18 protein-coding genes are annotated in these 18,584 nt (G+C 64.9%); 12 read left to right on the plus strand and 6 right to left on the minus strand.

Translation table 11 applies throughout. The annotated features are described in order from the left end of the window. Window positions 1-2 precede the first annotated feature (2 nt). Together phnL and WHT83_RS22410 are read left to right on the plus strand one after the other, a co-directional pair. Entirely contained in the window at window positions 3-710 is a 708-nt protein-coding gene (gene phnL / locus WHT83_RS22405; RefSeq protein WP_108607204.1) for a phosphonate C-P lyase system protein PhnL, read from the plus strand. Then, window positions 707-1,324, plus strand: coding sequence for a DapH/DapD/GlmU-related protein (locus WHT83_RS22410; protein ID WP_108607203.1), 618 nt, complete (start codon window positions 707-709; stop codon window positions 1,322-1,324). The genes phnL and WHT83_RS22410 overlap by 4 nt, the downstream gene beginning before the upstream one ends. A 2-nt stretch (window positions 1,325-1,326) precedes the next feature. Here the strand turns inward: WHT83_RS22410 and gltS are convergent, their stop codons facing one another. Further along, window positions 1,327-2,538: a sodium/glutamate symporter gene (gltS, locus tag WHT83_RS22415; protein ID WP_406872436.1), complete on the minus strand. Its 1,212-nt coding sequence runs from the start codon at window positions 2,536-2,538 to the stop codon at window positions 1,327-1,329. Between the two features lie 202 nt (window positions 2,539-2,740). Then, window positions 2,741-3,757 carry a Tim44 domain-containing protein gene (locus WHT83_RS22420; protein ID WP_108607201.1) on the minus strand — a complete coding sequence of 339 codons (1,017 nt, stop codon included), beginning with the start codon at window positions 3,755-3,757 and terminating at the stop codon, window positions 2,741-2,743. A gap of 419 nt (window positions 3,758-4,176) precedes the next feature. On the opposite strand from WHT83_RS22420, the gene phnC reads away from it, so the two are divergent. The 6 genes from phnC (at window position 4,177) to WHT83_RS22450 (ending at window position 10,389) form a co-directional block, all read left to right on the plus strand. Further along, window positions 4,177-5,019 (plus strand): phosphonate ABC transporter ATP-binding protein, encoded by an 843-nt coding sequence (phnC, locus tag WHT83_RS22425; RefSeq protein ID WP_108607200.1) that lies wholly within the window; start codon window positions 4,177-4,179, stop codon window positions 5,017-5,019. A gap of 91 nt (window positions 5,020-5,110) precedes the next feature. After that, window positions 5,111-6,022 carry a phosphonate ABC transporter substrate-binding protein gene (phnD, locus tag WHT83_RS22430; protein ID WP_183264457.1) on the plus strand — a complete coding sequence of 304 codons (912 nt, stop codon included), beginning with the start codon at window positions 5,111-5,113 and terminating at the stop codon, window positions 6,020-6,022. A gap of 77 nt (window positions 6,023-6,099) precedes the next feature. Next, on the plus strand, window positions 6,100-7,047 hold the full coding sequence (gene phnE / locus WHT83_RS22435) for a phosphonate ABC transporter, permease protein PhnE (RefSeq protein ID WP_406872437.1): 948 nt from the start codon (window positions 6,100-6,102) through the stop codon (window positions 7,045-7,047). 4 nt (window positions 7,048-7,051) lie between these two features. After that, window positions 7,052-8,443 carry a phosphonate ABC transporter, permease protein PhnE gene (phnE, locus tag WHT83_RS22440; protein ID WP_406872438.1) on the plus strand — a complete coding sequence of 464 codons (1,392 nt, stop codon included), beginning with the start codon at window positions 7,052-7,054 and terminating at the stop codon, window positions 8,441-8,443. Between the two features lie 100 nt (window positions 8,444-8,543). Next, window positions 8,544-9,251: a DUF1045 domain-containing protein gene (locus tag WHT83_RS22445; RefSeq protein ID WP_406872439.1), complete on the plus strand. Its 708-nt coding sequence runs from the start codon at window positions 8,544-8,546 to the stop codon at window positions 9,249-9,251. A gap of 1 nt (window position 9,252) precedes the next feature. Beyond that, a complete protein-coding gene (locus tag WHT83_RS22450) occupies window positions 9,253-10,389 on the plus strand; it encodes an alpha-D-ribose 1-methylphosphonate 5-triphosphate diphosphatase (protein ID WP_108607195.1) in 1,137 nt (378 codons plus the stop codon). A gap of 4 nt (window positions 10,390-10,393) precedes the next feature. On the opposite strand, the gene WHT83_RS22455 is transcribed toward WHT83_RS22450, so the two are convergent. Further along, on the minus strand, window positions 10,394-11,011 hold the full coding sequence (locus WHT83_RS22455) for a helix-turn-helix domain-containing protein (protein WP_108609774.1): 618 nt from the start codon (window positions 11,009-11,011) through the stop codon (window positions 10,394-10,396). Between the two features lie 120 nt (window positions 11,012-11,131). Here WHT83_RS22455 and WHT83_RS22460 point away from each other — a divergent pair, with 120 nt between their 5' ends. From WHT83_RS22460 to WHT83_RS22470, 3 genes are all read left to right on the plus strand, one after another. Next, window positions 11,132-12,277, plus strand: a complete 1,146-nt coding sequence (locus tag WHT83_RS22460) for an NAD(P)/FAD-dependent oxidoreductase (protein ID WP_406872440.1) — start codon at window positions 11,132-11,134, stop codon at window positions 12,275-12,277. 88 nt (window positions 12,278-12,365) lie between these two features. Then, complete coding sequence (locus WHT83_RS22465) at window positions 12,366-13,961, plus strand: ABC transporter substrate-binding protein (RefSeq protein WP_318763898.1); 1,596 nt, start codon at window positions 12,366-12,368, stop codon at window positions 13,959-13,961. 31 nt (window positions 13,962-13,992) lie between these two features. Further along, entirely contained in the window at window positions 13,993-15,093 is a 1,101-nt protein-coding gene (locus WHT83_RS22470) for a serine hydrolase domain-containing protein (RefSeq protein WP_406872441.1), read from the plus strand. Here WHT83_RS22470 and WHT83_RS22475 read toward each other — a convergent pair whose 3' ends face one another. Further along, window positions 15,094-15,702, minus strand: a complete 609-nt coding sequence (locus tag WHT83_RS22475; RefSeq protein ID WP_406872442.1) for a DUF6969 family protein — start codon at window positions 15,700-15,702, stop codon at window positions 15,094-15,096. Window positions 15,703-15,723: 21 nt separating this feature from the next. On the opposite strand from WHT83_RS22475, the gene WHT83_RS22480 reads away from it, so the two are divergent. Then, window positions 15,724-16,137, plus strand: a complete 414-nt coding sequence (locus WHT83_RS22480; protein WP_406872443.1) for a hypothetical protein — start codon at window positions 15,724-15,726, stop codon at window positions 16,135-16,137. A gap of 67 nt (window positions 16,138-16,204) precedes the next feature. Here WHT83_RS22480 and WHT83_RS22485 read toward each other — a convergent pair whose 3' ends face one another. Further along, window positions 16,205-17,416: a YeeE/YedE family protein gene (locus WHT83_RS22485; protein ID WP_318763894.1), complete on the minus strand. Its 1,212-nt coding sequence runs from the start codon at window positions 17,414-17,416 to the stop codon at window positions 16,205-16,207. A 105-nt stretch (window positions 17,417-17,521) separates the two neighbouring features. Further along, window positions 17,522-18,445: a sulfurtransferase gene (locus WHT83_RS22490; protein ID WP_318763893.1), complete on the minus strand. Its 924-nt coding sequence runs from the start codon at window positions 18,443-18,445 to the stop codon at window positions 17,522-17,524. Window positions 18,446-18,584: the final 139 nt, after the last annotated feature.

Genomic DNA, 18,584 nt, shown 5'->3' on the forward strand with positions numbered 1-18,584 from the left:
CCATGGCCACCCCACTCATCGTCTCCGAGGTCGCCAAGGCCTTCACCATGCACCTACGCGACGGCATCCGCCTGCCGGTCGTCGCCAATGTCTCGTTCTCGGTCAGGGCTGGCGAATGCGCCGTGCTCGGCGGCCCCTCGGGCGCCGGCAAGAGTTCGATTTTGAAGATGGTCTACGGCAATTACGGCGTCGACCAGGGCCAGATCATCGTCGACCACCACGGCCAGCTGGTCGACCTCGCCACCGCCAACCCGCGCACGGTGCTGTCGGTGCGCCGCGACACCATCGGTTATGTCAGCCAGTTCCTACGCACCGTGCCGCGCGTCTCGGCCCTCGACGTCGTCGCCGAACCGTTGGTGGCACGCGGCACTGACCGCAAGCAAGCGCAGGAGCGCGCCGCCGAATTGCTCGACCGGCTCAACCTGCCCGAGCGGCTTTGGAGCCTGCCGCCCGCCACCTTCTCCGGCGGCGAACAGCAGCGCGTCAACATTGCCCGCGGCTTCATCACCGACCATCCGGTGCTTTTGCTCGACGAGCCGACGGCCTCGCTCGACGCCACCAACCGCGAGGTGGTGATCAGCCTGATCGAGGAGAAGAAGCTGAAGGGCGTGGCCCTGCTCGGCATCTTCCATGATGCCGACGTGCGCGAAGCGGTCGCCGACCGCATCGTCGACGTCACGGAATTCGCCGCAGGAAAGGCCGCAGCATGAGCCGCAAGCTTTCCGAACAGCCCTGGATCCACCCGACCGCCGAGGTGACGCAGTCGACCCTCGGCCGCTGGACCGAGGTCTCCGAACGCACCCGCATCAGCGAGAGCGAACTTGGCGACTATTCTTACGTCATGCAGGACTGCAGCCTGTGGTGCACCACGGTCGGCAAGTTTTCAAACATAGCAGCAAGCGTGCGCTGCAACGCCACCAACCACCCGACCTGGCGACCAACGCTACACCACTTCACCTACCGCGCTTCGGACTATTGGGACGACGCCACCCACGAGACCGAGTTCTTCGAGTGGCGCCGATCCAATGCCGTCACCATTGGCCATGACACCTGGCTCGGCCACGGCTCGACGGTACTGCCCGGCGTCACCGTCGGCGACGGCGCCGCCGTCGGCTCCGGCGCTGTCGTCACCAAGGACGTCGCGCCCTACACCATCGTCGCCGGCGTGCCGGCCAAGCCACTACGCGAGCGCTTCGATCGCAAGACGGCCGAACGCTTCCAGGCGCTCGCCTGGTGGGATTGGGACCACGCCAGGCTGCGTGTCGCCCTCGACGACTTCCGCAATCTTTCTGCGGAGGAATTTCTGGAGAAGCACGAGGGCTGAGATCAGCGCGCCAGGAAAAACTGGATCGCGACCACGTTGACCAGGTCGACGAAAAACGCTGAGACCAGCGGTAGGATGATGAAGGCGTTCGGTGACGGGCCATAGTGCTTGGTCACCGCCGTCATCGACGCAATGGCGGTGGGAGTGGCACCCAGCGAAAGGCCGGTAAAGCCGGCGCTCAGTACCGCCGCCTGATAGTCCCTTCCGAGCAGCGGAAAGAGCACGATCACGATGAATGCGACCGCGAGAAGCGCCTGCAGGGCAACGACCACCAGCAACGGACCAGCCACCCCGGCAAGTGTCCAAAGCTGCATGCTCATCAGCGACATGGCAAGAAACACTGACAGCGAATAATCGGAGATCAGCGACATCGCCGGCGAGCGCGCCGGCCAGGGCAAACGTGGAAAGATGAAAGGGATCGTATTGGACAAGACGATTCCCATGATCAGACAAGGCACGAACAACGGCAGCTTCACGCCCATCGCCAAGAGCGGTCCGTGAACCAGGTAGCCGAGCACCACGGCGACGTTGACCAGCAAAAGCGCCTGCATGAAGCTCGACTTGTCGATCGGTGCCGCCTCCGCCTTGGCGACTGCCCCTTCGTTCTCTGAAACTGTCGCGTCGGTGGTCAGCTTGCCGCGCTCGATGAGGAACTTCGCCACCGGCCCACCCAGGACACTTGCCACGATCAGGCCGAGCGTCGCTGCGGCGGTACCGACTTCTACAGCCGCAGGAAAGCCGTGCTCGGCCGCGATCGCAGGCGCCCACGCAATCGTCGTGCCATGGCCGCCGACAAAGGCGATCGATCCCATGATGACGCCTGCGGCAGACGGCAAGCCGAACAGCCAGGCCCCGAGCGTGCCGACGCCATTTTGCAAGAAGACGAAAAGCACGGTCAGCACGCACAGCACGGCCAGTGCCCGCCCGCCGACCAGCAGATCGGACAGCCGCGCATTGACGCCAACGGTGGCAAAGAAGATGACCAGCAGCCTGTCGCGCGTGGTCATCTCGAAGACGATTTCCATGCCCGAGAGCTTGTAGAACGCCCATATGGCGGCAGCCGCCAGAAAACCGCCGGTGACCGGCTCGGGGATGTTGTAGTTGCGTAGAAAGGCAATGCGGCGGGTCAGGATCACGCCGACGAAATAGACAACCAATCCAAGCGTAAGGGTGAGGAAATCGGGCGAAACGAGAGAGTTGGCTGCCGTCGTCATCCGAGCCTTGTTTGGTCAAGGGAACTGGAAATCCTGGATCGGCAGACCCCAGCCTATCCAGCTTGCAACCTTGCCTAGAATGGGCACCAGAGCAATCGGCAAATCGTGACGCGGCCACAGGCGATTGTTGAAACGACAACGCCCGCAATCGACACCTCGAAAGGGCGACTGCGGGCGCTGAAAAGTAAATTGCAGAGGTAGATCAGGCTTCCTGGATCGCCGACAGCTGCCAGTCGCCGCCGTTCTGGCGAACGAACGTCCAGAGCTCCGTCGTCTCGGTCGGCTCATTGGCGTCGCCTTCGACGATCTCACCCGTGGTGCGGTTGCGGGTCACGTCGATGGACGAGTAGTTGACCGCGGCGGTCGCATAGTCGCGATCGCCTTCGCTCCAGCTTTCGGCGATGTCGGCCTGAAGCAGTTGGACATCGGTCACGTCGTTGCGCACGCCGTTCTGCGCGTTGTCGGCCAGTTCTTCCGAGAGGTAGGACACCATCTCGGGCGTCACCAGTCGGCGCAACGCCTTGTGGTCCTCGCGGCCGAAGGCCTCCTGCACCTCGGTCAGCATGCGCTGGAACGTGTCGAGGTCTTCGCCGGATACGGTGATGTCCTTGCTCACTGGCTGCTGCGGAGCAGCGTCGGCGCGGCTGCCGCCGATGCTCGGTATGCTGAACGAACGGCTGCCGCCATTGGCCTTGCCGGCGTCAGCCGGTGCGGCATCGCGGTAGTTGAAGTTGCCGCCACCGGCACCCGCGCCGGCCATCGCCGGGCCGGACGCCTGCCGCGAGCGGAAGAAGCGCAGGGCGAGCCAGATGGCGCCGCCGATCAGCAGCACCTGCATCAGCATGCCGAACATGCCGGCGAGACCGCCGAAGCCCTGGCCCATCAGCATGCCGAACAGGCCGCCCATCAATAGGCCGCCGATCATCGCGCCGCCGAAGCCGCCCATGAAGCCGGGGCGCTGCTGGGCAGCAGCACCCGGACGCGCGGCATTGGTGGCCGGGTTGGTCGCCTGGCCGGTGTTCGGCGTCATCGAGCGCTCGACCGGTGCCGACGGCTGCGGCGCGGTACGGGTCGGCGGTGCCGACTGGAAGGTGCGCGCCCCCCGGCTGCCGAAGCTGCCGCCGCGTCGCGCGTCGGCCTGGTCTACGGCGACCATGGAGAAGGCAAGGAACAGGCCCGCGAAAAGCGTGGCAAAGCGGGTCGTTCGGGACAGTTTCATCGGCGGTTCCTCAAAGTGAAGTCCGCCCTCATATAATGACTAACAAGTGTAGTGTCAGGGTTCGGGGGCCAAGTTTTTGCAGAATCTTTCCAGCTCCCTCCAAGGCACTGAATAGATTTGGTTTTACCCGCACTGCCTCGGCTCGCCGCCGGTGACCTGAACATGAATCTTGGCCAAACACGGTCCCAAAAGACCGTTGCCGATCAAATAGATGGAACGCCAATCCGATTCAGGTCGGCAAGAACTGGCCCTGTCGGCTCGCTGCCTGCGCGCGCATCGCATTCGGGCCGCATTTTTCGCATGCCTGCCTGTGCATCGTAACAAAACTGACATGGTCCCGACATTGCAGCTTCACGTCCCGGGTCTAGGCCCAAGCCTGAAAAAGGGGCGCAAAGCCCCAAAGGGACAGGGAAGCCACGATGCTCGAAATCCGCAACGTCAGCCGCCGCTTCGGCAAGAACGTCGCCGTCAACGGCGTCAATCTCCAGATCCAGCCGGGCCAGATGGTCGGCATCATCGGACGCTCCGGCGCCGGCAAGTCGACGCTGCTGAAAACCATCAACCGGCTCATCGATCCGAGCCAGGGCTCGATCGTCTTCGACAACACCGAAGTGTCGTCGCTGCGCGGCCCGGCCCTTCGCCGCTGGCAGCGCGATTGCGCAATGATCTTCCAGCAATTCAACCTGGTGCCGCGCCTCGACGTGCTCACCAACGTCCTGCTCGGCCGCCTCAACCATCGCTCGACCAGCCTGAACCTGCTCGGTATCTTCTCGCGTGAAGACCGCATCCGCGCCATCGCCGCGCTCGAACGCCTGGACATTGCCCGCACCGCGCTCCAGCCCGCCGGCACGCTGTCGGGCGGCCAGCAGCAGCGCGTCGCCATCGCCCGCGCGCTGATGCAGGAACCGAAGCTGATCCTCGCCGACGAGCCGATCGCCTCACTCGATCCGCTCAACGCCAAGGTGGTGATGGACGCCCTGCGCGACATCAACCTGCGCGAAGGCATCACCGTCATCACCAACCTGCACACGCTCGACACCGCCCGCACTTATTGCAACCGCATCATCGGCATGTCGGGCGGCGCGGTCGTCTTCGACGGCGCGCCTGAAGAGCTGACCCGCGAGGCCGTGCGCAAGGTCTATGGCGCCGACAGCGACGGCGCCGAGATTTCCGAAGCCATCACCTCGACCAGCATCCGCCCGGTCAAGGTCGTGGTTCCTGCATCCGCCGCACCTCTGGAACCGGCCTACGCCCCGGCTTGAGGCCGTTCGCGGTCGTCTCGCCCGCGTCAAGGGCCCGCAATCAGCAACGGAAATGACCCGGCAAGGTGCCGGGCCAAACTGGAGACATGCCATGTTCAAGAAAGCACTTCTGGGTGCCGTTTCGCTCGCCGTCCTGGCGATCGGCCAGGCCCATGCCGCAGACCTCAAGGAATTCCGCATCGGCGTGATCGGCGGCGAAAATGAAGCCGACCGCCTGCGCAACTTCCAGTGCCTCGTCGACCAGTTGCCGTCCGTCCTCGGCGTCGAGAAGGTATCGCTGTTCCCGGCTGCCGACTACGACGGCACCATCCAGGGCCTGCTCGGCGGCACGCTCGACTACGCCGAACTCGGCGCTTCGGGCTACGCCAAGATCTATCTCGAGAACAAGGAAGCGGTCGAGCCTATCCTGACCACCGTCCAGACCGACGGCGCAACCGGCTACTACACCATCATGGTCGCCAAGAAGGATTCCGGCATCACCAAGCTCGAGGACCTCAAGGGCAAGAAGCTCGGCTTCGCCGATCCGGACTCGACCTCGGGCTACCTGATCCCCGTCACCGCCCTGCCGAAGGACCTCGGCGGCGTTGCCGTCAAGGACTTCGTCGCCGAGACCGGCTTCGGCGGCGGCCATGAAAACCTCGTCCTCGAAGTGCTCAAGGGCACCTTCGACGCCGGCACGACCTTCGGTTCGGGCGTCGGCGAATTCAAGGACGGCTACACCTCCGGCAACCTCAAGAAGATGGTCGACAAGGGTATCCTCGACATGGACGACCTGGTCGAAGTCTGGAAGTCGCCGCTGATCCCGAACGGCCCGATCGTCGTTCGCAGCTCGCTCGACGCCGACACCAAGACCAAGTTCAAGGACTACATGGTCAAGCTGCCGGAAACCGACCCGGCCTGCTTCTCGGCCATCCAGGGCGGCGACTTCAAGGGCTACACCGAAGTCACCCCGGACTTCTACCAGCCGGTCATCGACGCCCGTAAGGCGCAGATCGGCAGCTAAGCCCGCAGCCGACATCGACGCGTCGCGGCTTGCCCGCGGCGCGTCTTTCTTTGATCCGGGATCGGACGGAACTTTTCATGACCATGCCACTCTCGGAAGCCGGCCTCGCGGTCGAGCGCCACTGGCGCGAACTCGCTGGCCGCCGCCGCCTGTACACCGCCGGCGGATTGATCTTCCTGTTCATCGCCTTGTCCGGTTCGCTCTGGTTCGCCAACGAGAGCAATGCCGGCAAGTTCTTCGACCGGCTGCCGCATTTCTTCGACTTCGTCGACCAGATGATCCCGCGCGACGGCTTCGAGGTTTGGCGCGCCTTGTTCGACCTGCCCTCGCCCTACGACGACGGCAGCCTGAAGTTCGACTACCCCGATGGCCGGATGTACATCTTCGGTTCGTTCTACCTGCCCGAATACGTCTACAAGATGCTCGAGACGATCAACATCGCGCTGGTCTCGACACTGATCGGCTTCGCCTTCGGCTTCCTGCTCTGTTTCCTCGCCGCTTCAAACCTGGTGACGCAACGCTGGCTGCGCTTCTTCGTCCGCCGCTTCCTCGAGATCCTGCGCGCCTTTCCCGAAATCGTCATTGCCGGCTTTTTCCTCGCCATCCTGTCGATGGGCGCGATACCCGCGATCATCGCCGTTTCGCTGCACACCATCGGCGCGCTCGGCAAGCTGTTCTTCGAGGTTGTCGAGAACGCCGACATGAAGGCCGACGAAGGCCTGCGCGCCGTCGGCAGCAACTGGCCCGAGCGCGTCTGGTTCGGCATCGTTCCGCAGGTCATGCCCAATTTCCTGAGCTACGCCTTGCTACGGCTCGAGATCAACGTGCGCGCTTCGACCATCATCGGCGCGGTTGGAGGCGGCGGCATCGGCGAGGCGCTGCGCCTGTCGATCAGCCGGACCCACGAAGCCAAGACCATCGCCATCATCCTCCTCCTGTTCTGCACCATCGTCGCCGTCGACCAGCTTTCCGCCTGGCTGCGCAAGAGGCTGGTCGGCGAGCAGGCCTTCGGTCGCGGGGAATAAGATCATGACCAGCCTTTCCATGTCCGATATGCAGTCGGTCGCCGACCGTCACCCCGACGTCTTCACCGGCTCGTGGCGCAAGAGCCTGTCCGGCTGGGCAATAGGCGCCGGCCTCGTTGCCTATCTCGGTTTCGCCTGGTGGTTCTTCTCCGTCGGTGCGGTAATCGCCGGCGGCAACTGGGGCATCGCCGGCACCTATCTCGCCGATTGGGTGTCCTACGAGGTGCGCCCGCAGATCGACTTCAGGGATGACCGTCTCGACATCAGCTATCCGCGCTTTGCCTCCTATCGCGCCGATCGGCATCCCGAGTGGCTGAGCTTCGACCCGCCGGCGGCGACCGCAGCCGCGCCTGCGGCCAACAAGGCAGCTGCCAGCCTCGTCACGGTCGAGATCGACGGCCGCGACCGTATCGAGATCACGCCGACCAGCGTGCTCGTGTCGCGTGGCGATGAAACGCTCGACATCGCCATCGTGCCGGAAAAGAGCATTACCGTTGCCGGTGCCCTGCCGTCCTGGGCGACGCAAAAGGCGCCCGGCGAAAAGATCACTGTCGACTTCGGCTTTGCCGGCAGCGCCCAGATCGACGCCGACGACGTCAAGATCCGCCACCGCTTCCTGGGCTGGGAGAACTTCGTCTTCGACGCCAACTCGCCGTTCTGGGGCAAGTCGACGAGCGAGGTGTTCTCGCTGATCGTCTCCGGCGAACGCCTCGATCCGGGCGTTTCGAACGCCGCCCTTGCCTGGGACAATATCGTCAACAATTCCGAATGGCAGCATGGCGACGTCTGGACCAAGATGCTGCAGACCATCGTCATGGCCTTCGTCGGCACGCTGTTTGCCAGCCTGCTTGCCTTCCCGCTGGCTTTCCTTGCGGCGCGCAACATCACGCGCAACCGCCTCGTCAACCAGGTTGCCAAGCGCTTCTTCGACTTCCTGCGCTCGGTCGACATGCTGATCTGGGCACTGTTCTTCACCCGCGCCTTCGGCCCCGGCCCCATCGCCGGCATCTCGGCGATCTTCGTCACCGACACCGGCACCTTCGGCAAGCTCTATTCCGAGGCGCTGGAAAACATCGACGACAAGCAGCGCGAGGGCATGCGCTCGGTCGGCGCCTCGCCGGCCTCGGTCCAGCGCTACGGCGTGGTGCCGCAAGTGCTGCCGGTGCTGATCAGCCAGTCGCTCTACTTCTGGGAATCGAACACCCGCTCCGCCACCATCATCGGTGCGGTCGGCGCCGGCGGCATCGGCCTCAAGCTGTGGGAAGCGATGCGCACCAATTCCGACTGGGAGAACGTCGCCTACATGGTGCTGCTGATCCTGATCGTGGTGTTCATCTTCGACAATATTTCCACCGCATTGCGCCAACGGCTGATCGGCAACAAGGCCAGCCACTGAACATCTGTTGCTGGCCATTGCAAATCTGATGAAGTCGGCCACTACTTCGTCAAACTGTCACGCAAATCATCTATCGGGCGACTGCCTAGGGAACCGCGCCATGCGCTACGCCGTCTATTTCACGCCAGAGCACGATGATCCGCTGTGCCGCATCGCGGCCGGCTGGCTCGGGCGCGATGCGTTCGGCGGTCACGTGACCCCCGCCAAGGCCTTTGGCGAATTGTCGGCGGCCGAGGTCGCGTTCCATGCCGCCGCAGCGCGCCGCTACGGCTTTCACGCCACGATCAAGGCGCCGTTCCGCCTCGCCGACGCCGCTTCCGAGGCCTCGCTGATCGATGCGGTTGCCACCTTCGCAAGCGAGGCGACGCCCTTCGCCATCCCTCGCCTGAAACTCGCCCAGATCGACGGCTTCTTCGCGCTGGTCCCGGCTGAACCGCTGCCTGAACTCGACAGCTTCGCCGGCGATGTCGTCAGGGCCTTCGAGCCGTTCCGCGCACCGCTCAGCGATGCCGAGATCGCCCGCCGCAACCCCGAAGCGCTGTCGCCGCAGGAGTGCCGCCACCTCAGCCGGTGGGGCTACCCTTACGTCTTCGACACGTTCCGTTTCCACATGACGCTGACCGGCCGCGTCGCCACCGAGGAAGTGGCGCGCGTGCGCACTGCCATCGAGCAATGCCTGGGCAACGTGCTCGACAAGCCGGTGCCGGTCGATGGGCTGGCGCTGTTCGTCGAGCCCACGTCGGGCGCGCCATTCGAGGTCCGCTCCTACCATGCGCTGGGCAAGCAAGCTGAAAGAAAGACCGCCTGAGATGACCGACCTTGTTCTGAAAAACGCCCGCATCGTTCTTGCCGACGAGGTGGTCGACGGCTCCATCGTCGTGCGCGACGGCAAGATCGCCGAAATCTCCACCGGCCCCAGCGCCATCGGCGAGGACATGGCCGGGGACTTCGTCATCCCCGGTCTCGTCGAGCTCCACACCGACCATCTCGAAGGCCACTACGCCCCGCGCCCGCGGGTACGCTGGAACCCGATCGCCGCCGTGCTGGCACATGACGCGCAGGTGGCTTCCGCCGGCATCACCACCGTCTTCGACGCGCTTCGCGTCGGCATGGACGAGGATGCCGACTTGACCGCGGCCGACATGCGGCTGCTTGCCAACGCCATCGAGGACAGCGTCCGCGCCGACCGTGTCCGCGCCGACCACTTCATCCACTTGCGGTGCGAAGTTTCGGCCGGCGATTGCCAGGAGGGTTTCGCCGTCTTCGATGGCGACGACCGCGTCAAGCTGGCCTCGCTGATGGACCATGCCCCTGGGCAGCGCCAGTTCGTCGACTTCGAGACCTATGCCTACTACTACCAACGCAAGCTGAAGCTCAACGACGTCGAGTTCAAGGCCTTCTGCGACAAGCGCATGGGCGAATCCGCCCGCAATTCCAGGCCGAACCGCGACGTCATATCGGCCGCGTGCCACGCCCGCGGCATCGTGTTGGCGAGCCATGACGATGCGACCACGGCCCATGTCGACGAGGCGATCGCGCAAGGCATTCGCGTCGCCGAATTCCCGACCACGCTCGAAGCCGCCAATGCCTCCAAGGGCGCCGGCCTCGGCGTGCTCATGGGTGCGCCCAACGTCATGCGCGGCGCCTCGCATTCGGGCAATGTCTCGGCCCGCGCCCTTGCCGAACACGGCCTGCTCGACATCCTGTCGTCGGACTACATCCCCTTCAGCCTGATCCAGTCGGCGTTCTTCCTCGGCGAGGTCGTCGACGGCATCTCACTGCCGCAGGCGATGGCGATGGTGTCGAAGAATCCGGCGGACGCCGTCGGCCTCACCGACCGCGGCGTCATCGAAGCCGGCCGCCGCGGCGACCTCGTGCGCGTACGTGTCGACGAGCATGTGCCCGTCGTCCGCACCGTCTGGCGCGAAGGTCGCCGGGTGGCTTAAGCCGTTACCGTGCCTCGTTGTCGTTGAGGCTGAACAGCGTCTTTTCCATGTCGGGCTCCTCGCCCGAGCAGACGCACAGCATCTCGGCATCGCCCTCGCCTATCGAGAGATAGGCGTGGCCCATGGTCGAGTCGATATAGACGCTTTCGCCCGCCTTCAGCCGCACCGGCGCATATTGATCGGTATGGAGTTCGATCTCGCCTTTCAGCACGATCAGGAACTCCTCGCCGGCATGCCTGGTCAGCGGGCCGAACTCCTCGAGCGTCCGCGCCCTGGCGTGGGCGAGGATCGGCACCATGCGCTTCTTCACCAGGTCGGTGGCGAGGTAAAAATAGTCGTAGTTGCGCGTCAGTTGGCGCAGCGTATTCACTGGTGAGGCGACCGAACGGCGGGTGCGTGCCGAGGGCTGCTTGCTGTCGCCGCTGAGCAGTTCAGTGACGTGGATGCCGAGCCCGCCGCACACCTGCAGCAGCTTGTCGTAGGTCAGCGACATCTGGTCGTTTTCGACCTTCGACAGCGTCGACACCGCCACGCCGGTCAGGTGGCTGACATCCTGCAGCGTCCATCCATGCTGCTTCCTGAGGCTTCGCAGGCAGTCGCCGAGATTCGGCTGTTCCGACATGGCCATCTCCATCACCCGTCCTCAGTAGCTAATCGAACTCCTCCGGCATCGCAAGATTCGCCAAAATTTTTCGTATGCGCTAAATATTGACCGCATACGAAAATGATTTTACGGATAGCTATGCACGAAAATTCCCGTCCCCAGAAAGTGATCGTCATCGGCGGAGGCATTGCCGGCCTCTCGCTCGCAGCCAGCGTCCAGCAATGGGCGGAGGTGACCGTGATCGAGCGCGAAAGCCAGCTTGGCTACCACGCCAGCGGGCGTTCGGCGGCGCTGTTTTCCGAGACCTATGGCAATGCCCTGGTGCGCGCGCTGTCGGTGGCGAGCCGGCAGGCGATCATCGACGGCGGCTTTGTCGAGCACACGCGCGGCGCTTTGCATTTCGGCGGTCCCGCCGACGCCGACGCCATCGACCGCATGGCCGAAGAGCAGAAGGCACTGGTACCGAGCGTCCGCCGCCTGTCCGCCGCCGAGGTGAGTGCGCTCGTACCGGCCATCGCACCGGACAGGACCTGCGGCGGCGTCCATGAACCCGACGCCAAGGACATCGACACTGGCAAGATGGTCCAGACACAGGCATCCCTGCTCAAGGCCGCCGGCGGCACCGTCATCAGCGGAGCCGAAGTGCTGAAGATCTCGCGCGGGCCCGAGCGCTTCCGGGTTACCACCAGTTCAGGCGTCCACGACGCCGACATCGTCGTCAATGCCGCCGGCGCCTGGGTGGACGTCATCGCCGAACGCGCCGGGCTTTCCGGCCTTGGCTTCAGGCCCAAGCGCCGCACGGCCTTCCTGTTCGACGCCCCAGAGGGCATTGATCCACGCAACTGGCCGCTGGTGGTCGACCTGCACGAGCGCTTCTATTTCAAGCCCGACGCCGGGCGCCTGATCGGATCACTCGCCGACGAGACCGACAGCGAGCCCTGCGATGCCTATCCCGAAGACATCGACGTCGCCACCGCCGCCTACAACATCGAGGAAGCGACCGGCCTGGCCGTCGGCCGCCCGCAGACGCCATGGGCCGGCCTGCGCACCTTCTCGCCCGACCGCAGTCCGGTCGCCGGCTTCGACCCGCGCCTGCCCGGCTTCTTCTGGCTCGCCGGCCAGGGCGGCTACGGCTTCCAGGTGTCGTTGACGCTGGCGCGGCTTTCCTCGGCGCTGATGCGCGGCGATCCCATTCCCGCCGACCTGGCCGATCTCGGCGTCAGCTACGCCGCGCTGTCGCCGGAACGATTCTTGGACACCTCGCGCGCTGCGGAAACGCGCTGAGGCTCGACACGACCATTCCGCAAATCGGTTGGCGCGGGGAGGAGACCCGCCGCGCGGTTACGTCAACATGAAAGCAGGAAGCTTTGCGATGAAATCCTTGGGTATTCTGCGTACGGCGCTCGTCGCCTCGACAATCCTTCTCAGCGGCCAGGCCTATGCCAAGACGCTGGTCTACTGTTCGGAAGCGAGCCCCGAGACCTTCAACCCCATGATCGGCACCGCCGACTCGACCATGGACGCTGCGGCCAAGACGATCTTCAACCGTCTGGTCGAGTTCAAGCCGGGCAGCACCGAAGTCGGTCCCGGGCTTGCCGAGAAATGGGACGTTTCCGAAGATGGCAAGGTCTATACCTTCCACCTCCGGCACGGCGTGAAGTTCCACGCAAACGAGACCTTCACGCCGACGCGCGAGTTCAACGCCGACGACGTGCTCTACACGTTCGATCGCCAGCGCGATGCCGACAATCCCTACCACAAGCTGGCGAACGCGGCTTACGAGTACTTCAACGCGCTCGGCCTCGGCTCGATGATCGAAAAGATCGAAAAGATCGACGACTACACCGTACGCTTCACGCTGAACGCACCGAACGTCACTTTCCTGCCCGGCATAGCGCTCGACTATCTGTCAATCCTGTCAGCCGAGCAGACCGAAAAGATGGTCGCGGCGGGAACGCCCGGACTGATCGACCAGATGCCCGTCGGCACCGGTCCCTTCATGTTGCAGGCCTACCAGCAGGATGCCCAGATCCGCTACGCCGCCAACAAGGACTACTGGAACGGCGCGCCGAAGATCGACACGCTGGTCTTCGCCATCACGCCCGAACCGACGATCCGCGTCGAGCGCATCAAGGCCAATGAATGCCAGGTTGCGGCCCCTCCGCCGGCAGCCGCCGCAGCAGCGCTCAAAGGTGATCCCAACATCACCGTCCACAATCTTGAGGGCCAGAACATCGGCGTTGTCGGCTTCAATGTCGAACACCAGCCGCTCGGCGACGTGCGCGTGCGCACGGCACTCGCCAAGGCCGTCAACCGCGAAGCGATCATCGAGTCGGTCTACCAGGGCGCCGGCTCCGTCGCCGGCAGCGTGGTTCCGCCCGCACAGATCGGCGCAGTCAAGGATGCCGGCATCGACTACGATCCGGAAGGTGCCAAGGCGCTGCTGAAGGAAGCCGGCCATGAAGCCGACCTCTCGGTCAAGCTCTGGGCCATGCCGGTTTCGCGCCCCTACAACCCGAATGCGCGACGCATGGCCGAGATGATCCAGGCCGACTGGGCAGCAGTCGGCGTCAAGACGGAGATCGTCACTTTCGAGTGGGGCGAGTATCTCGCTCGCACGGCCAAGGGCGAGCATGACGCCCTGCTGATCGGCGGCAGCAGCGACAATGGCGACCCCGACAACATGCTGAGCTACCTGCTGTCCTGCGACGGCGTGGCCGGCGGCTCCAACCGCTCGCGCTGGTGCAACCAGGATTTCGAGAAGCTGCTTCAGCAAGGACGCGTCACAGCCGATCCGGCGAAGCGCGCCGACATCTATAAGCAGGCGCAGGCGATCCTGAAGGCCGAAGTGCCGCTCGCGCCGATTGGCCACTCGGTCGTTTCGATCCCGGTGCGCAAGAGCGTCATCAACTACGTGCTGGATCCGTTCGGCCGGCAGAATTTCGCCACCGTCGACATCACCGAGTAAGCCGTCAAATAGCCGAGGAGAGCAGATCGTCATGCTCGAACAATTGAACAATCTGCTCGCAACCTATCGCGCCGATGGCGCGGTGGGTGCCTCGCTTGCCTTCTCGCTTGGCGACGGCGAGACCATCGCCGTCACTGCGGGACTTGCGGATCGGCCAAACGACGTTCCGGTAACGCGCGACCGGCTGTTCAAGATCGGCAGCTGCACCAAGACCTTTGTTGCCGCGGCGCTGATGAAGCTGGTCGAAGAAGGCAAGGCCGAACTCGACGCTCCCATCGCCGGATGGTTTCCCGATCTGCCGCGCTCCGGCGAAGTGACGGTGCTCCAGCTGGTCAACCACCGCGGCGGCCTGCCTGAGTTCGAGTACGACATCCCGATGGACCCGAGCCTGGTCTGGACGCCGGCCCAGCTCGTCGATCTCGCCTTCAAGGTCGGCGGCCAGACCACCTCAGGCGGGGCCGCCGTCTACAACAACACCGGCTATGTGCTGGCCGGCATGCTGATCGAGGCCGCGTCGGGTCTTTCGCTCGGCGAATATGTCCGCCGCAAGGTGCTCGACCCGCTCGGGCTCAAGGATACCTGGTCGCCGGCAAGCGAAGGCTTCCCCGAGGCACGCATGGTGCGGGGCTATTACCATCGCCCGAAACCTGCCGCCGACGCCAGCTCGGCATTGGCCGAAGGCGGCGAGATGTGGCGCATGGATGGCGTGCTGCCCTACGCCGACGAACTTCAGGATTCGTCGGACTCCTTCCCCTTCTCCGGCGCCTATGGCTGCGGCGACATGGTTTCGACGCCGAGCGATCTCGTTGGCTTCATGAAGGGCTTGCTGGATGGCCGGCTGATGCCGGCGGCCCTGCTCGCCGAAATGAAGGACGGCCGCTCCAGGGTCAGCTACCCCGGCACCCGCCTGCGCGAGACCGGGGCCGGGCTCATCGCCAGCGAATATGCCGGGCGTCTGGTGCTCGGCCACCAGGGCAGCATCCCGGGATATGTCACGGTGATGGAGCACGATCCGGTTTCGCGCCTGACGATTGCCATGACCAGCAATGTCGGCTCCGGCAACCGCCTGTCGTTTTATGCCAGCGGCCTGCACCCGGTGGTCGACCAGGCGATCGAGATCATCCTGCGGTGATCAGACGCCGAGGCCGGCGGCCTTCTGGCGAAGGTCGACGCCAAGTTCGGACGTCACCTCCAGCGCGCGGTCCTCGCGCGCTGGAGCGCCATTTTCGGGCCGGTGTCCGGCCAGAACCTTGTCGCGATCGCGGATCAGTATCTTGATCTCATCCGCATAGAGCGCCAGCACGGCTGCCAGCCAGCGATTGACCAGATAGGACGGCCTAGCGAAATGCAGGTCGAAGCGCGGCAGGAGCGCCACCGTGCCTTCGGCTTCCAGCCAGTTGTCGCCAACGACCCACTGGTTGACCGTGAACAGCCTCACCAGCTTGCCATAGGCATCGACGCCGACTGCAACGAGATGGTGGATTGGCCCGTTCGCGCCATCGGGCCGGACGAAGCAATGGAAGTGGCCGTGCTCGGCCTGCCCTTCCTGCGGCGGATGGCTGTGATAGTACCACTGCGCGCCAGTCTCCGGATCGAAGACGTCACCCGGGGGGAAGTGCTCCCACGCCGCAACCGACTTGGCTTCGCGCAGCGTCTCGAGCAGCACGTTGCTGCCCGACTTGGCCAGTACCTGTTCGCAGAACAGCGCCTGCCGCGCCGCCTCTGATCTTGTCTCGTCCATCGTCGGCCTCCAGGCCGCAGCTTGGCCTATTGCGGCTGGGCCGCGCAAGGCGAGGCTGCGGGAGCGGCAGCGCATGGTGATGCAGCCGGCGCGGCAGCACAGGGCGAGGCTGCCGGCGCTGCGGCGCAGGGCGAAGCTGCCGCCGGAACCGGAGCCGCCGAGCATGGCGAGGCAGCGGAACAGGGTGCGGCTGCAGCGCACGGAGATGCTGCCGCACACGGGGACGCGGCCGCGCAAGGAGCGGCGGCTGCACACGGAGACGCCGCCGCACAGGGAGCAGCTGCCGCGCAGGGCGAAGCGGCCGAACAGGGCGACGCGGCAGCGCAAGGCGAACTCGCCGCACAGGGCGAGCCTGCAGCGCATGGGTTGCCGGCAGCGCAAGGCGTCGCCGGCGCACTCGCCGCCGGTGCCGGCTTGGGCGCGGCAAATCGGTAGTGGTCGACCGCGACCGCCGACGTGGCGGCGAGGAATGCGGTGCCGAACAGGAGAGTGTTGCGCGCGCTCATTTCTTGAACCCATCAAGACCGAAGAGCGGACGCAGCGCGACACCGCCAAGACTGCCGACGAAGGCCGAGGCGAACCACAGCCAGCCATGGACGCTGCCCGAGGCGATGCCCGAAAACAGCGCACCGACATTGCAGCCGAAGGACAGCCGCGCACCGTAGCCCATCAGCACGCCGCCGATGGCTGCCGCCAGGAACGAGGCGAACGGCACATGCACCTTGGGCGCGAACTTGCCGGCGAGACCGGCCGCGAGCGCTGCCCCCAGGATGATGCCGAAATTCATCACCGAGGTGACGTCGGCGAGCACGCTGGAACCAAGCGCCTTGGCCGGTCCGGGCCAGTTCCAGAACGCCCAGGTCTCGACCGGCACGCCGACAGCCTGTGCTGCCTTGGCGCCCCACAGGCCGAAGCCGAAGGTCACCGACCAGGGATGGCCTGCGGTCAGCAGCGTCGCAATGTTGAGACCGGCGAGCCCGAGCCCGGCAGCAACCAGGGGCCAAGGGCCGTGCAACAGCCGCGCCACGCCGTGACGGGGTGCCGGCTTGGACTTTTCGAGCCCGCCATGCGCGCGCCGTTCCACCAGCACGGTCAGCACGGCAACAGCGCCAAGGCCGAGCAGCGTGACGATCACCCCGCCAGGCACGCCGAGCGTCCTGCCGAGGCTGATTTCCGGCAGCGCCGGCAGCTCCAGCCACCACGGCAGATGAGCCGTGCCGATGACCGCGCCGACGATGAAGAACACAAGCGTCACCAGCATGCGCGAACTGCCGCCACCGACGGTGAACAGTGTGCCCGAGCCGCAGCCGCCGCCGAGCTGCATGCCGAGCCCGAACATCGCAGCCCCCACCAGCACCGACACGCCGACCGGTGCAAAGGCGCCGACCAGTGCCTGGCCGTTTGCATTGCCAAGCGCCAGAAGCGGGATGAACACGATCGACGCCGCCGCGATCATCAGCATCTGCGCGCGGATGGCATTGCCGCGCCGCTCGACGACGAAACGCCGCCAGCCGCCGGTGAAGCCAAATGAGGCGTGGTAAAGGGTCAGCCCGAGCAGGCCGCCGATGAGAAACAGCAGCGCCTGGCGCATGCTGATCGCCTCGCCGATGGCAAGTGCGCCAAGCACCAAGGCCAGCCCGACGAAGATGACCGGCCCCTTGTCGAGATTGACGGGCACCGACGGCGCCGGAGTTGCGAGATTGATCTGTGTCATTTCAATTCTGTCGTGAACTTCAATTGATGTGGAATGACCCGTTCAACGAAAGATGTCCAGGATCGCTCCCGGACATCTTGTACCTCGGATCTGCCTTGCGCGAGATCAGGAACCGGGCTGCACCGGGCGGGCCGGATCGGCAGCCCATTCGGCCATCGAGCCGTCATACATCTTGGTGTTCTTGTTGCCCTCGATCTCGCTCAGGCCGAACCACACGACCGAAGCCCAGTGACCGGTGTTGCAGAAGGCGATGTTCTGCTCGTCCTTGCCGAGGCCCACGGACTGGGAAAGGTTGCCGACGGTCTCCTTCGAGGCGAAGGAAGCCTTGTCGGCGTCATAGAGCTTGCTGTTCTCGAGGTTCTTCGAGCCGGGAATGGTGCCGGCAGCGCGGACGACCGGGCTCTTGGCCTCGCCCCTGAACTGCGCGGCCGGGCGGCCGTCGATCAGCTTGATCCCGTCGGCACGAGCCTTCTCGACATCGGCGGTGGTGGCGAGAAGCTCCTGCTTGAGCTCGCCCTTGAAGGTGGCCGCCGCGGGCTTGGCCGCTTCGGCCGAAACTTCGCCGCCTGCGGCTTCCCAGGCGCGCGCGCCACCGTCGAGGATCGACACGGCGTCGTGGCCCAGCACCTTGAAGGTCCAGTAGACGCGGGTGGCGCCGCCGAATTCGGAGGAGTCGGTGCCATTCGGCACGATCACGACGTGGCTGTCATTGCTGACGCCGAGGTCGCCAATGGTCTTGGTGATCGTGTCGAGCGGCGGCAGCATGCCGGGAACACCGTTCACTTCGGCGCGCCAGCCGGCCGTCGAATAGGGAGCGCTGACCGCACCGGGAACATGGCCCTTGGCATAGGGGTTGGCGCCGTCCTTGGCCGCGTCGCGCACGTCGATCACGACGAGGCTCTTGTTGCCGAGGTTGGACTTCAGCCAGGCTGCATCGACCAGCGGCTGGTCGGTCAGACGTTCAGCCTGCGCGCCGGTGGCGAAAGCCAGGCCAGCAGTAATGACAGCGGCAAACAGAGAAAAACGCATCGGATTACTCCCCGGAAAAAGATTCTAAAAACAGGCGTTGACCACATTTGTAATCCAACAACCCGCCCCGCACACGGCATTCTCGACCTAAATTTCCTGCGAGTCCGGAATGGGATGCGGCCAAACAGCCATGCATTGG

The sequence above is a fragment of the Aminobacter sp. P9b genome, from assembly GCF_045345995.1.
GTDB lineage: Bacteria > Pseudomonadota > Alphaproteobacteria > Rhizobiales > Rhizobiaceae > Aminobacter > Aminobacter niigataensis.